This window comes from Pseudomonas sp. NMS19W (assembly GCF_051554255.1).
GTDB classification, from domain to species: domain Bacteria; phylum Pseudomonadota; class Gammaproteobacteria; order Pseudomonadales; family Pseudomonadaceae; genus Aquipseudomonas; species Aquipseudomonas kribbensis.
Genome location: NZ_CP136718.1, coordinates 5,012,160 through 5,026,177, shown reverse-complemented (window position 1 = coordinate 5,026,177; position 14,018 = coordinate 5,012,160). Strand labels below are relative to the sequence as shown.

General features: G+C 62.7%; 10 protein-coding genes. 7 read left to right on the top strand and 3 right to left on the bottom strand.

What is annotated here, in order from left to right; genetic code table 11:
* The first annotated feature begins 64 nt into the window (after positions 1-64).
* Genes R1A29_RS23010 through R1A29_RS22995 form a run of 4 tightly spaced genes read left to right on the top strand, consistent with a single transcriptional unit; the run spans position 65 to position 3,121 of the window.
* Positions 65-1,420 carry an HD domain-containing phosphohydrolase gene (locus R1A29_RS23010; RefSeq protein WP_438299676.1) on the top strand — a complete coding sequence of 452 codons (1,356 nt, stop codon included), beginning with the start codon at positions 65-67 and terminating at the stop codon, positions 1,418-1,420.
* 11 nt (positions 1,421-1,431) lie between these two features.
* Entirely contained in the window at positions 1,432-1,926 is a 495-nt protein-coding gene (locus R1A29_RS23005) for an NUDIX hydrolase (RefSeq protein ID WP_438299675.1), read from the top strand.
* A 23-nt stretch (positions 1,927-1,949) separates the two neighbouring features.
* The gene (locus R1A29_RS23000) at positions 1,950-2,588 is read left to right on the top strand and encodes a LysE family translocator (RefSeq protein ID WP_085709454.1); all 639 of its coding nucleotides are present in this window, start codon (positions 1,950-1,952) and stop codon (positions 2,586-2,588) included.
* A 2-nt stretch (positions 2,589-2,590) separates the two neighbouring features.
* Positions 2,591-3,121, top strand: coding sequence for an N-acetyltransferase family protein (locus R1A29_RS22995; RefSeq protein ID WP_438299674.1), 531 nt, complete (start codon positions 2,591-2,593; stop codon positions 3,119-3,121).
* Here the strand turns inward: R1A29_RS22995 and metR are convergent.
* Entirely contained in the window at positions 3,105-4,022 is a 918-nt protein-coding gene (gene metR / locus R1A29_RS22990; protein ID WP_085709456.1) for a transcriptional regulator MetR, read from the bottom strand. The genes R1A29_RS22995 and metR overlap by 17 nt on opposite strands.
* A 111-nt stretch (positions 4,023-4,133) precedes the next feature.
* On the opposite strand from metR, the gene metE reads away from it, so the two are divergent.
* The gene (gene metE / locus R1A29_RS22985) at positions 4,134-6,446 is read left to right on the top strand and encodes a 5-methyltetrahydropteroyltriglutamate--homocysteine S-methyltransferase (protein ID WP_438299673.1); all 2,313 of its coding nucleotides are present in this window, start codon (positions 4,134-4,136) and stop codon (positions 6,444-6,446) included.
* 43 nt (positions 6,447-6,489) lie between these two features.
* Here metE and R1A29_RS22980 read toward each other — a convergent pair whose 3' ends face one another.
* Both R1A29_RS22980 and R1A29_RS22975 read right to left on the bottom strand, forming a co-directional pair.
* Entirely contained in the window at positions 6,490-7,986 is a 1,497-nt protein-coding gene (locus R1A29_RS22980) for a hypothetical protein (RefSeq protein WP_438299672.1), read from the bottom strand.
* The gene (locus tag R1A29_RS22975) at positions 7,941-12,032 is read right to left on the bottom strand and encodes a dermonecrotic toxin domain-containing protein (RefSeq protein ID WP_438299671.1); all 4,092 of its coding nucleotides are present in this window, start codon (positions 12,030-12,032) and stop codon (positions 7,941-7,943) included. Before R1A29_RS22975 ends, R1A29_RS22980 begins: the two co-directional genes overlap by 46 nt.
* 210 nt (positions 12,033-12,242) lie before the next feature.
* Here R1A29_RS22975 and R1A29_RS22970 point away from each other — a divergent pair, with 210 nt between their 5' ends.
* Together R1A29_RS22970 and R1A29_RS22965 are read left to right on the top strand one after the other, a co-directional pair.
* Positions 12,243-13,277, top strand: coding sequence for an alpha/beta fold hydrolase (locus tag R1A29_RS22970; protein WP_085709459.1), 1,035 nt, complete (start codon positions 12,243-12,245; stop codon positions 13,275-13,277).
* A 50-nt stretch (positions 13,278-13,327) separates the two neighbouring features.
* Positions 13,328-13,993 (top strand): DsbA family oxidoreductase, encoded by a 666-nt coding sequence (locus R1A29_RS22965; RefSeq protein WP_438299670.1) that lies wholly within the window; start codon positions 13,328-13,330, stop codon positions 13,991-13,993.
* Positions 13,994-14,018 lie beyond the last annotated feature (25 nt).

Here is a 14,018-nt window from a genome sequence, read left to right as displayed (position 1 = left end):
GCGGGCAAGGGAGGAGGTCTGTCGACACGCCTGCCACGTCCATCGTCATTCGCGAGGCCTCGCCATGGAAGAGCAATCCGCCCCGACTCCTGCCCATCGGCCTGCCGTGTTGCTGGTCGATGACGAAGAGTCGATCCTCAACAGCCTACGCCGCCTGCTGCGGGGCCAGCCCTATGAAGTGTTGCTCGCCAGCAGTGGTGCCCAGGCGCTGGAAGTGCTGGCGCAACGTCCGGTCGATCTGGTGATGAGTGACGCGCGGATGCCCAATATGGACGGCGCCACGCTGCTGGCCAGCGTTCGTCAGCTGTATCCGGCGACCACGCGGATCATGTTGACGGGCTATGCCGACCCTTCGGCGATCATCAAGGCCATCAACGAAGGCCAGATCGACCGCTACATCAGCAAACCCTGGAATGACGAGGAGATGCTGCTGATCCTGCGCCAGGCCCTGGAACATCAGCATCTGGCCCGTGAGCGCGAGCGTCTGGAGCAACTGACCCGGGTGCAGAACGATCAGTTGAAGCTGCTCAACAGCACCCTGGAAAAACATGTCAGCGCCCGTACCGCCGAGCTGCAGCAGACCGCCGACATGCTCGATCTGGCCTACGAAGAGCTCAAGCACAGCTATGTGACCGGCACCGAAGTGTTCTCGCTGCTGGCCAACCTGCGCCTGCCGCCGGCCAAGCAGACCAACCGGCAGATCATTGAACTGGTGCGCGGCTACTGCAAGGTGCACCGGCTGGACGAAGCCGCCAGCCGCGACCTGACCATGGCCGCCGCGTTGTACAACATCGGCAAGCTGAGCTGGACCGACAGCATGATGACCACCCCTTCGGACCTGTTGCACAGCACTGACCGCGACCGCTATCGGGGTTATCCGAAACAGAGCGAGTCACTGCTGATGACCCTGGACCCGATGAAGGACGCCGCGCGGCTGATCCTGCACCATCAGGAACACTGGGACGGCAGCGGGTTTCCCGACCGGCTCAAGGGCGAGGCCATTCCCCTGGGCTCGCGGCTGTTGAAACTGGCGGTGGATTTCGTCGAGTTGCAGCGCGGGTTGATTCTCGAACGGCAGATGAACAGCGACGAGGCGTTGCTGTACCTGCGCCAGTACGCCGGCAGGCTTTACGATCCCGAGCTGATCGAGGATTTCATCAAGGTCTGCGCGATGGTCAGCGATATCACCCTGACCGATCCGAGCGTCAAGGTGCTGGGCACCCGGGAGCTGGCGGCGGGGATGATCCTGGCGCGCAACCTCAATGCCGACAACGGCATGTTGCTGCTCAATGCCGGCAAGGTGCTGAGTGCGCTGCTGGTGGACAAACTGATCAGTTTCGAGGCCATGGAGGGGGCCAAATACAAGGTGTTCGTGAAAGTGCCGGAGGAGGGCGAAGCGGCGCTGCTGGCCGGTTCTTGAGGCCGCACGAGATGACGCTGGCGCCGCCGGCATGGGATCCTTGCGGTTTTTCCCAAGGCCGGTGGCTGACCCATGACCTCTGTATCCGCTGTTTCCCCCGCACCATTCGTATTGCCGCCGCGCTGCTGCTCAACCCCGAAGGCCAGACCCTGCTGGTGCGCAAGCGCGACACCACGGCGTTCATGCAACCGGGCGGCAAGATCGAGGCCCATGAACTGCCGGTGCATGCCCTGGCCCGCGAGCTGGAAGAAGAACTGGGGCTGGTGATCGATCCGGCGCAGGCGAGTTTTCTCGGTCAGTTCTCGGCACCGGCCGCCAACGAGCCGGGGTTTGTCGTGCAGGCCGAGATCTTTCAGCTGACCATCGACGCCGATGTCTCCCCGGCGGCCGAGATCGAAGAGGTGATCTGGATCGACCCGGCCACCGACGGCGATGTGGTTCTCGCCCCATTGACACGCGACCTGATCCTGCCGTTTTATCGAGCCTCGCTGACTGCGATCGCCTGATCATTCGTGCAAAGGACTTCGTCATGATCCCGCTTCAAGACCTGCTGATTTTTGCCGCTGCCGCGTTGTTGATGGTACTGACGCCGGGGCCGAACATGATCTACCTGATCTCGCGCTCGATCTGTCAGGGGCGCAAGGCCGGGGTCACGTCGCTGCTCGGCGTGGTGGCCGGGTTCTTCGTGCATATGTTCGCGGCGGCAGCCGGTCTGACGGCGGTGTTTCTTGCGGTGCCGATGGCCTATGAAGTGTTGAAGTGGGCCGGCGCGCTGTACCTGCTGTGGCTGGCCTGGCAAGCGGTGAAACCCGGTGCCCGCTCACCGTTCGAAGTGCAGGCATTGCCGGCGGACTCGTCGCGCAGGCTCATCACCATGGGCTTTCTCACCAGCGCCCTGAACCCGAAGATCGCGGTGTTCTACCTCTCGGTGTTTCCGCAGTTCATCACACCGGAACACGGCTCGGTGTTCAGCCAGAGCATCATCCTCGGTCTGACCCAGATCAGCGTCAGTTTCAGCGTCAACCTGTTGATTGCCCTGTCGGCGGCGGGCATTGCCTCGTGGTTCGCCAGCAACCCGACGTGGCTGGCGGCGCAGCGTTATTTCATGGGCTTCGTGCTCGGTGGCCTGGCGGTACGTCTGATGCTTGAGCAGCGCAAGGCAGCTTGAGCATGTGGATCGAACGGCTGGACGCCAGTCATGCGCTGGCCTATCGGGAACTGATGCTGGAAGCGTATGACCGCCATCCGCAGGCCTTCACCTCCAGCGTGCGCGAGCGCGCGGCGATGCCGCTGAGCTGGTGGGAGTCGCGCCTGACCAGCAAGCTCGACGCGGTGTTTGGCGCGTTCGAAGCAGGCCGCCTGGCGGGCATCGTTGGCCTGGCATTCGAGCCTCGGGAAAAGGCCCGGCACAAGGCAACGGTATTCGGGATGTATGTGTCGGCTGAATTTCGTCAGCGCGGGCTGGGCCTGAAATTGATGGAGGCGGTGCTGGTGGAAGCGCAGCAGCATCCGGCGCTGAAAGTCATTCAACTGACCGTCACCGCCGGCAATGAAGCCGCGTTCAAGCTGTACCAGCGCTGCGGCTTTATCCAGTTCGGTCTGGAACCGATGGCGGTGCGGGTCGGCGAGGACTACTTCGACAAGATCCACATGTGGTGCGCGCCTTTGGTGCCATCCGCCAGCCTCAACGAACCGCGCTGACCCCATCCAGGGTCGAGAACGACGTGTCCTTGGCCGTCAGCAGGAAATCGCGCATGTACGGCGCGTCGAGCATGTCGGCGCGGATTGCCGCGTACAGCGTCGCGAACAGACCTTTTTCCCCCAGCCGCTTGGCCTTCACATAACCCCGCGAGCTGTATTCATGCAGCGCCCAGTGCGGCATGCCGCACACGCCACGGCCGCTGGCCACCAGTTGCATCATCATCACCGTCAGTTCCGAGGTGCGTACTTGCGCAGGTTCGATGTCGGCGGGTTCGAGGAAGCGGGTGAAGATGTCGAGGCGGTCGCGTTCCACCGGATAAGTGATCAGGGTTTCCGTCAGCAAGTCTTCGGGGACGATGTACGGTTTGCTCGCCAATGCATGCTGGTTGGCGACTGCGAGCATGGCTTCGTAGGTGAACAGCGGCACGTAGGTGATGCCGGCGATTTCCAGCGGGTCGGAGGTCACCACCAGATCCAGATCGCCCCGGGCCAGCGCCGGCAGCGGGGCGAAGGAGAAGCCCGAGGCCAAGTCGAGTTCGACTTCCGGCCAGGCATCGCGGAACTGGTCGATGGTCGGCATCAGCCACTGGAAGCAACTGTGGCATTCGATGGCCATGTGCAGACGCCCGGCGGTGCCCCCGGCCAGGCGCCCGATGTCCCGTTCGGCAGCACGCAGCAGTGGCAGGGTCGCGTCGGCCAGTTGCAGCAAGCGCAGGCCGGCGCTGGTGAAGCGCACCGGTTTGGTCTTGCGCACGAACAACGGCATGCCCATGCGTTCTTCCAGTTCCTTGAACTGGTGGGACAGCGCCGACTGGGTCAGGTGCAGGCGGTCGGCCGCATCCACCAGGCTGTCGGCTTCGCGCAGGGCATGCAGGGTTTTCAGGTGACGGATCTCAAGCACCGCAGGCTCCATGAGGAAAATTTGTGATCAACACGAAAAGGTTGAGTTTGTCTCATGTTGCCCCGGCTGTCGACAATGGCGCCATCTTTTACGCAATGGAGAACACTCGACATGGCCGTGGCCCACACCCTTGGTTTCCCGCGCATCGGCGCCGACCGCGAACTGAAAAAAGCCCTCGAAGCCTACTGGAAAGGCGATCTCGATCAGGCGTCCCTGAATCAGGTCGGCCGCGAGTTGCGCGCAAAGCATTGGCAACTGCAGAAAGACGCCGGCATCGACCTGTTGCCGGTCGGCGACTTTGCCTGGTACGACCAGGTGCTGACCCACTCGCTGACCTTCGGTGTGATCCCCGAGCGCTTCGACGGTGTGCGCGACGAGCGTGGCCTGCCGACCCTCGACACCCTGTTCGCCATGGCCCGTGGCGCCACGGCGTCCTGCTGCGGCGCTGAACACGGCAAGACCCAATACGCACAAGAACTGACCAAGTGGTTCGACACTAACTATCACTACCTGGTCCCGGAATTCACTGCAGACCAACAATTCAAGCTGAGCTGGGAACAGCTGTTCGATGAGGTCGAAGAAGCCAAGGCCCTGGGTCACAACGTCAAACCGGTGATCATCGGCCCGCTGACTTACCTGTGGCTGGGCAAGGCGAAAGGCAACAATTTCGACAAGCTCGACCTGCTCGAGCGCCTGCTGCCGGTCTACAACGAAATCCTCGGGCGGCTTGCCGCACAGGGTGTGGAGTGGGTGCAGATCGACGAACCGATCCTCACTCTTGACCTGCCACAGGCGTGGAAAAGCGCCTTCGAACGTGCCTATCACATCCTCCAGTACTCGCCGCTGAAGAAACTGGTGGCGACCTATTTCAGTGGTCTGCAAGACAACCTCGGCCTCGCCGTGGGCCTGCCGGTGCAAGGCTTGCACATCGACGCCGTGCGTGCGCCGGATCAGCTCGGTCAGGTGCTGGATCGTCTACCGACTTACAAGATTCTTTCGGTGGGTCTGGTCAACGGCCGCAACGTCTGGCGCTGCGAGCTGGAGCAGGCACTGGCGCAGTTGCAACCGGCGCAGGAGCGCTTTGGCGACAATCTGTGGGTCAGCAGTTCCTGCTCGTTGCTGCACAGTCCGGTGGATGTCGAGCGCGAAGACAAGCTCGATCCGGAACTGAAAAGCTGGCTGGCCTTCGCCGTGCAGAAGTGCGCCGAAATTTCTGTGCTGCGTGATGCGCTGAACGATCCTCAAGCGCCAAAGGTGCAAAGCGCACTGGCCGAAAGCCGCGCCATTCAAGAGAGCCGTGCCCGCTCGCCGCGCATTCACAAGGCCGATGTGCAGGCGCGGATCGAAGCGATCAATGTCCGCGACAGCCAGCGTCATTCGCCGTTCGCCAAGCGCATCGCCGCGCAACAGGCGCGTTTGAAATTGCCGGCGTTCCCGACCACCACCATCGGCTCGTTCCCGCAGACCGGTTCGATCCGTCTGGCCCGTCAGGCGTTCAAGCAGGGCAAGCTGTCGGCCAACGATTACCACGATGCCATGCGCAGTGAAATCCGCCATGCGGTGCAAGTCCAGGAGCGCCTGGGGCTGGATGTGCTGGTGCACGGTGAAGCCGAACGCAACGACATGGTCGAGTACTTCGCCGAGCAGCTCGACGGTTATCTGTTCACCCGTTTCGGCTGGGTCCAGAGCTACGGTTCCCGCTGCGTGAAACCGGCGGTGATCTACGGCGATCTGAGCCGTCCGAGCGCAATGACCGTGGACTGGATCACTTACGCCCAGAGCCTGACCGACAAGGTCATGAAAGGCATGCTGACCGGCCCGGTGACCATGCTGATGTGGTCGTTCCCCCGCGAAGACGTGTCGCGCAAGGTTCAGGCGCAGCAACTCGCCCTGGCCCTGCGTGACGAAGTGGTGGATCTGGAAAACGCCGGGATCAAAATCGTGCAGATCGACGAAGCCGCGTTCCGCGAGGGCTTGCCGCTGCGCCGTGCGCAATGGCAGGAATACCTCGACTGGGCAGTGGAAGCATTCCGCCTGACCGCCTCGGGCGTGAAGGACGAAACCCAGATCCACACTCACATGTGCTACAGCGAATTCAATGACGTGATCAAGGCCATCGCCGACATGGACGCCGACGTGATCACCATCGAAACCTCGCGCTCGGACATGGAATTGCTCGACGCCTTCGAAGCGTTCGACTACCCGAACGACATCGGCCCGGGTGTCTATGACATCCACTCTCCGCGAGTGCCGGACACGGCGGAAATGGTCAAGCTGATGAGCAAGGCCGTGAAACGGATTCCGGCAGCGCGGTTGTGGGTTAATCCCGATTGCGGGCTGAAAACCCGAGCCTGGCCGGAGACGGAAGCGGCGCTGGTGAACATGGTCGCGGCAGCGCGGCAACTGCGCAGTCAGTTGGCTTGACGCACAGCAAAACGGGGAGCGGCCAACCGCTCCCCGTTTTGTTTTACAACGCTTCGAACCAGGGCAGGACCGGCGAGCGTTTGCCGATGTCGGCATACGGCAGCGCCGCATTGTCGGCGTGAGTCAGGTAGCGGTGCTCCGGCAGTTTCAGATGCGCTTTCTCGAACTCAGCGAATGACGGCCTGGGTCTGTTGTAGTGGAAATGCGCATACCACAGCAGACGCGGCGGTCGGGCACTCAGGTCGTGGATTTCGTATTCCTGCAGATGGTCGGGACGACCGTCGGCGCGATTGCGCAGCTGTTTCATCAGGGCCACCTTACGCACTTCCACGGCGTTCTGTCGCAGCAGATCATCGAGCATGCCGTCGGTGGGTTTACGACTCTTCAGGGTTTGTCGGGTGCGCAACTGCCGCCCGGTGAGGCGCAATTCGTCGGCCTTCGATCTCAGTTCGCCGATGATCGGGTTCTCTGCCGACATCGCTTCAATGTCGCTGGCCCGACGGCTCAGGTCATCGGCTTCGCTGAGCATCATGTGTTCCAGATCCACCGGGAGCATGTCGCGCTCGGCGTGTCCCTGCACCTTGGTCAGGTAAGCCGGTTGTCCGTCCAGGCGCTTGCGGGCGTCGGCCAGCAGCGATGCGAGGTTGCGCAAAGGCGCGGGCTGCGGTGCGTTCACCTTCAGCAGGCGGAACTTGCCGTTGTCAGCCTGCTCCCAGACTTCCCGGCCCGCCTTGCCGTGGTTCAGCACGAACTGCCGCTTGCGGGTTCTTGGCTCCCAGTTTTCCACCCCGATCAGCCATTGCTGGTCTTCGGTCTGGAAAATCTTCTTCTCGCTTTGTCCCGTCGTACGAGGCGGTGCGGGATGATCGATGGCCTTTCTGGCGCGTTCGGCCATGGCTTCGATGCCGGCCATCAGCGGTTCGAATTCCTCCATGTGAAAGTACTGCGGATAGCTGGCCGTCCACTGGTTCATTTCCCGGCAGTACCGGGCGTAGGTCTCGAGGCAGTTGCTCAGGATCTGCATGCGTTGCGCCCGGCTGGCGCTGACTTCGGACAGGCTGAACTGAGTGTAGAGGGCCCGGTCCATGTCCACGCGCAGTTGAAAGGCCCGTTGTTGCAGGTAGAGCCAGGAAACATCACCGGTGTCTTCGAAGTTCTTGATGGACTCCAGGCGATTGGCGGTTTTCAGGTAACCCAGATTGAAGTCGTTCATGCGCCCGTTCAAATAGGTGACGGCCTCGGTCAGTCTGGCCTTGTCCGCACGAACCCCGATCAGTGCGTACCAGCGGTTCAGTTCGCCCATCAGCGCTTCGAGCTCTTCAATGGCGGTGGTCACATCGACGAGCAATCTGCGCATTTCCAGCAGCAGAGCCAGGCGTTCGGCAATCGAGTTGTCCGGCAGGGCATCGAGGGTCGCGTGCCGGGTGTCGATCTCGTCGAGCCATTTGTAGATCCGATGGTTGGCCAAATAGACACGGTGCTTGAGCCGGTCGGTCACCCGGGCTGCATCCTGGCTCTGTATTTCCAGCAGGGCACGCAACTTGTTGCCATGGGTGAGGGACGCAGCTCGGCGGCCGTCTGGTATTGCCGGGTGAGCAGGGCAATGTCGTCCTCGCAGGCTTTCTGCGCGACGCGTCTCAACTGGGCGTCATCGGGGGCCAGGTTGTAAGCGTTGATCGCTCTGTCGCTTCGTTCGATCTGGAGATCGATGCGGTAACTCAGGTCATCACATTCAAGCGTCAGTTGATGCTGGCGGCGATAGGTCCGGTCGACCAGCCAGCGCGGAAGGCGCTGACGGATTGCCTGTGGCCAGACCGGCTCGAGCACATCGGCCATGTGCCCGAGCACGCCACCTCCACCGGCTCCTCCGCCTTCGAAAGTGGTGCCATGGATTCTGTACCAGGTGTCCCACTCTCCTGCTTCGTTCAGGGCCACGGGCTGCCTATAGGTTTTTTGCGAAGTGCCGCTCAGGCGCCAGTTGCGTGAGTCGCGGCTCCATTCGACTTGATAGATCCGGCCCTGGCGGACAATGAAATCGCCGTCGGCATGTCGGTAGATGTTACGCCAGACGCCTCCTTCGGCCGGTCGCAGCCCCGCCAGCGAGACGGGTTTCTCATATTCGTAACCGGCAAATTGTTCGACGATTCGCCGGGCCTGCTGTGTATCGGGAGCGGTCAGTGTGCCGACGTCCGAGGCCAGCTTTCGCAACAGGCGGGCCCGGGTCGCGGATCGAGCCTTCAGGGCTGCGCCGGCACCGGGCACGATGTCGATCAAGGCGTCGATCAGGCACAGCAACACCGATTCGATCTCGGCCAGACCGTCGCCGACCCTGCCCCGCAGAAGCGCCGCGACAGCCTGGTTGGCCGCGTTCCAGGCATCGTACAAGGCGATGGCGCTGCCAACGAACGGCAACATGCCGAGGGCCATTTTCAGGTAGTCGAACACTCGTGTGCCCTGCAGGGCATAACGTTCCCGATACAAGGCGTCGTTGGAGCGCGAGGTGCCGCGATGAACCTCGATCAGGCGCCCCATATGCGCATCGAGCAAGTGAGTGGCCAGCGAAGTGCTTGTCGGCCAGCGCGGGCCGACGCCGATCATGGCGTCGAAGCGCCTGGTCACTGCCTGCGCCATGCGGCGTTCATGGGCTTGCACGCTGCCTTGCAGGGCCTGACGGGCCAGATAGCCGATCATTGCGTCCTGGCTGCAACGATTGAACAGGCCCAAGCGTGCGGCTTCAAGGCTGTCGTACCGACGCAGAACGCTGCCATCGGGGGCGTTCGGCAGATACAGCAGTGTCGTGCCGCTGACCTGTTCTTCGATGAAGGTTACTCCGGACAATGTCGTAGGGCCTTCATTCGGCGTGTCGGTGCCGCCGGCGGCAAGGTAGGCAGGAAACAGCGCAATGCGCCGGCCTGCGGTCTTCCAGGCGTCGGCCGTGTTGGCGTCGATGGCGACGTCGAACAGGCTCAGGTCATCGACACCGATCTGGTTTTGCAGCCAGGCACATCGGCCCTGCAGCCGGAGCATCAAATGCCAGGGCTCGAGCAGGCATTCCTGACGGTGCTCGCGCCGGAACGCGGGCTCATCGGCTGCGCCCTTGAACGTGTCGTAAATCCTTTGCTCGTAGGCTTTGGGCAGATCCAGTTCCGGCAGGATTCTGCGCAGGTAAGGCAGGGTGATCCCGGTACTCAGAGCCGAGCGTTCACGTTCATCGCTGGCACTGACCTCAACCTGCATGAAGCGCAGGCGCATCAGCAGCGGTTCCAGATTCATCGACGGCGTATTGTCGATGTTGAGCTGGGCCAGGGTTTCCAGCGACAGGCGGCTGCGGGATGCGCTGGGAACCGCCACCAGTTTCTGCGGTGTGCCTGGTGCCCCGGGGGCACTGAATGCCTGTTTCTGCAGGATCACGGAATCGGGCAGGTCCAGTTCCACCGAAAAATGTCCCTTGAGGGAAAAGTCCTGGCGCAGCCGGGTGAGCAGATGCTGGCGAGTGAAGTCTTCCCGGGGCGGTAACGTGACGGTCAACAAATCGTGACTGCGGTGCATGGCGGCAATCCACGCCTGTATCAAATCCCTGAGCGTATTGCGCTCGCCATCGCTCAGGCGGGTCAGCCAGTCCGGCAACTGTGCGGCGAGGCTGGCGCTGCGCTGCTCTTGCATTCGATGGTTCAGCGCCAGGTGTCGAGCGGCATTGTCCGGCACCTGCAGCAGGGGAAGAGTCTGGCGGCGCAAGTGTTCCAGTTCTTCGGCGCGTTGCTGTGTCTGCGAGGGGACGCTGTAGCGCTGGCGGATTGTCGCTGCCCGGGTTTCAAACTCGCCGGTCAGCTGATTGAAGGCATGACGCAACGGGTCGCCGGTGAGGGTGTTCAATTGCAGCGTCAGCCGGGTGTCACTGGCCTGCAGCTTGAACAGGTGTCGTTCAAGTTCCGGACGATCGGCAAATCGCAGGAGTCCGCCACCGCTGCCGGGCCAGTAGAGCAGCAGGCCGGCTGTCGGGCCTGGCCCGGCCGCTGTGGCATCCGGCATCAGCAGGAACGGGCCGCTGAGTTCATGGCGCCTGACAGTGGTCGTATCTCCCGCAGGTTCGCTCAGTGACAGTGTCAGGCTCTTCACCCTTTGATCGGCATCGTTGCTGTCGGGGGTATCCAGCAGCGCGACGAGCCGGTCATGTTCTTCGACACTCAGCTGGTTCAGCGCCCGCTGTATCCCGGCTTCGGCCCGCAGGCCCTGTTTGTGCGCGTCGTGCAGTGCGGCGAACTGGCGATTGAACGTGACCATGTCCAGCGTCCTTTCGCGATAGAGCAGCGCGTGTGCGGCCTCGTCCGCTTTCTGTCGGGCATTTTCCAGCGTCGCTTGCAGCGTCTTGAGCGATTGCAACGTGTCGTCATCGGCCAGTGGTTCCAGTGCATCGTATGCCCGGGTGACGCTGGCCTGACGCAGCGTCCCGGGAATATCGGCATGCAGGCTGCCAAACAGCGACACCTCATTCTCGTCCGCTGGCGAGGCGCCGGAGGGTTCGTTGTCCTGGCCGGGCGGTGCGCAGAAAACTGCAACGCCACGCTGCCGGTCGACCCTGTCGGCGACATCCAGAGCGTGGGGCCCCTGTCCGGCCAGATCGGGCCTGGCGTCCGGGCCGTTGCGCAAGGCAGCGACTTGCGCCGTCTGTTGCTGCAACAGCCATTCATTGACCGCCAGGGTCAGCGACTGGCCGGCCGAGGCGTATTCGACCTGAAGGTCGTCGAGCGGCAGACCGACCGGGACCAGAGGGCGGCGCGCCAGCCAGGTGTCCAGTTCGCTGCGCCGGGAAAAAGCCTGAATGGCATCCGGCAGGCCGGGCACGTACAGCAACTGTCCGCTGTCGTCATTGCGGCTGATGACCCAGGCAGCCGGTGGCTTGACCCGAACACCGCTACTCAGGCGCAGGGTTGGCAGCTCGACCCGCAAGGCATTGCCGGCCACAGGTTGCACAGCGGGTTCCCCCAGCAGTGACCACAGGGGCCGCAGCTGTTCTGCCGTCACCGTGCGACGGGCAAAAGCCATTTGTGCGGCTGCCTCGATATGCCCGCGATACAGGTGATCGACCTGGTCTCGTCGCGACAGTGGCGTGCCGGGCGCCCGGGAACGCCAGTAATGGTGCCAGCGCTCGTCAAGGGCCAGCGCCGGTTCGAGACGCTGGATCCGGGCAAGCAACTGTGACGGAAGGAGCCCGGACAAGGCATGAGAGTCGCTCACGCCGGTCACCCGGCACTGACTGTCGAGCCACTCTTGCGGTTGAGGGTGCCGGACGATGTAGGCACAGGCTGCCAGGAGGCTGACCTGGCGTTCGGGATAGCCGCCGACGGAATTGAACGCGAGGCCTGCCTGTGTTCCGTCCAGGCCCAGTTCCTGACTGAGCAATCGGCTGAGCGTTGCGCGTACCGACGGTACGCCGGCACACAGCTGTCGCAGTCCTTCGCTGCACATTTGTCGGCGGGTGGCCGCACGTTGCAGCAGGCCTTCGTCGACAGACGCAGGCAGGGCGGAAAAAACCGGCAGGGAAATTGAATCGGGAGAGGCGCTCAGTAAAAAGGATCTTTCGACCATTGCAACGGCACTCGGAGAAGGGCGCGGGGAATCCGCTCCGTAGACGCGCCATTCAAGGGGCAACGCCGGGCTCGCCGGTGTTACATAGTTATCCGCCCTTCGCCGACCGCTCGGCACTCTTCATCAAACTGTCATCGAACTGTGGCAGCGCGCTTGAACAAACTTCATCAGACTCGCGCTCTACTGGGGTTCTGCGTTTCGGTGTTTTTCATGTTCAAGGGAATTTTTGCAATCGCGGCGTTGTTGGCCGCGGTTTTTTTCGTGCCGGCGTCTTCTGCGGCGTCGCGTTGTGATGTCAATGTTCCGACCGAACGGGTCGATCTGGCGCAGGTGAGCCTGGCGTACCAGAGCATCGGTCGTGCGTCGGATCCGGCACTGTTGCTGGTGATGGGCCTGGGCGGGCAGTTGATCCACTGGCCGGACGAAGTGGTGGTCGCCCTGTGTCAGCAGGGTTTCCGGGTGATCCGCTATGACAACCGCGATGTCGGTCTGTCGACTTGGCGCCAGGCACCGGCGGAGGCCAACCTGACGTTTGAAGTCTTGCGCTACAAACTCGGTCTGCCGGTGGCGGCGCCTTACAGCCTGACCGACATGGCCGACGATGCGCTGGGCCTGATGGATGCATTGCACGTCGAGCAATTCCACGTGCTCGGCGCGAGCATGGGCGGGATGATCGCCCAGCACCTGGCGGCCATGGCGCCGCAGCGGGTCGAGAGCCTGACGCTGATCATGACCAGCTCCGGCGCCGAAGGCCTGCCGGCGCCGAGCGCGGCACTGGTGCAATTGCTGTCGCGGCGCGGCGCACCCAACCGTGAAGTGGCGCTGGAGCAGCAAGCGGATCTGCTGGCAGCGCTGGGCAGCCCGATGGTCACCGATGATCGTCAGATGCTGTTGCATCAGGCAGCGGTGGCCTATGACCGGGCGTTCAACCCCGAAGGCGTGAAGCGCCAGATCATGGCAATCCTCGCCGAGCCGAGCCGGGTGGCGCTGCTCAATCAGTTGCGGGTGCCGACCCTGGTGGTGCACGGCACCGCCGATCCGTTGCTGCCGGTGATGCACGGCGTACATCTGGCGGCGCACATTCGCGGCAGCCAGTTGAAGCTGATTCCGGGGCTGGCCCATCGTTTCCAGGAGGCGTTCAAGGCGCCGTTGCTGGCGGCGGTGTTGCCGTATTTGCAGCAGCACCGTGAAGACACCTCGCACTGGGCGCAGATCGAACCGGTGGGCGAGCGCAACCTGCTCTAGCGGGTGTATCGTGCAGGTCTTTGACCCCGATTGAACGCGCGAGGTGTGTCATGAGTTCAGCCCTGAAAATCGATTTTGTCAGCGACGTGTCCTGCCCGTGGTGCGTCGTCGGTCTGTACGGTTTGCTGCGGGCGCTGGAGATTCTGCGCGACGAGGTGCAGGCCGAAATCCGTTTCCAGCCGTTCGAGCTGAACCCGAAGATGGGCGCCGAAGGGCAGAACATCGGCGAGCATATCCAGGAAAAATACGGCTCGACCCCGGAGCAGTCACAGAAGAACCGTGAAGTGATCCGCGCCCGTGGCGACGATGTCGGTTTCGCCTTCCGCACCGATTCCAACAGCCGCATCTACAACACCTTCGATGCGCATCGGCTGTTGCATTGGGCGGGTGAGGAGGGCTTGCAGTTGCCGTTGAAAGAGGCGCTGTTCAAGGCGTATTTCACCGATGGCGGCAACCCGTCCGATCATTCGCAACTGGCGCAGATCGCCGAAAGAGTGGGTCTGGACCGCCAGCGTGCCGAGGCGATTCTGGCGTCCGACGAGTTCGCCAGCGACGTGCGCAAGGAAGAACAACTGTGGCTGTCGCGGGGTGTGAGTTCGGTGCCGACCGTGGTGTTCAACGGCCAGTACGCTGTGACTGGCGGGCAGCCGGTGGACACCTTTGTCGGGACGATCCGGCAGATCATGAGCGAGGCGAAGGGCGGCACGGTGAATTGAAGCCGCGAGGTTCCCGGGCAAGGCC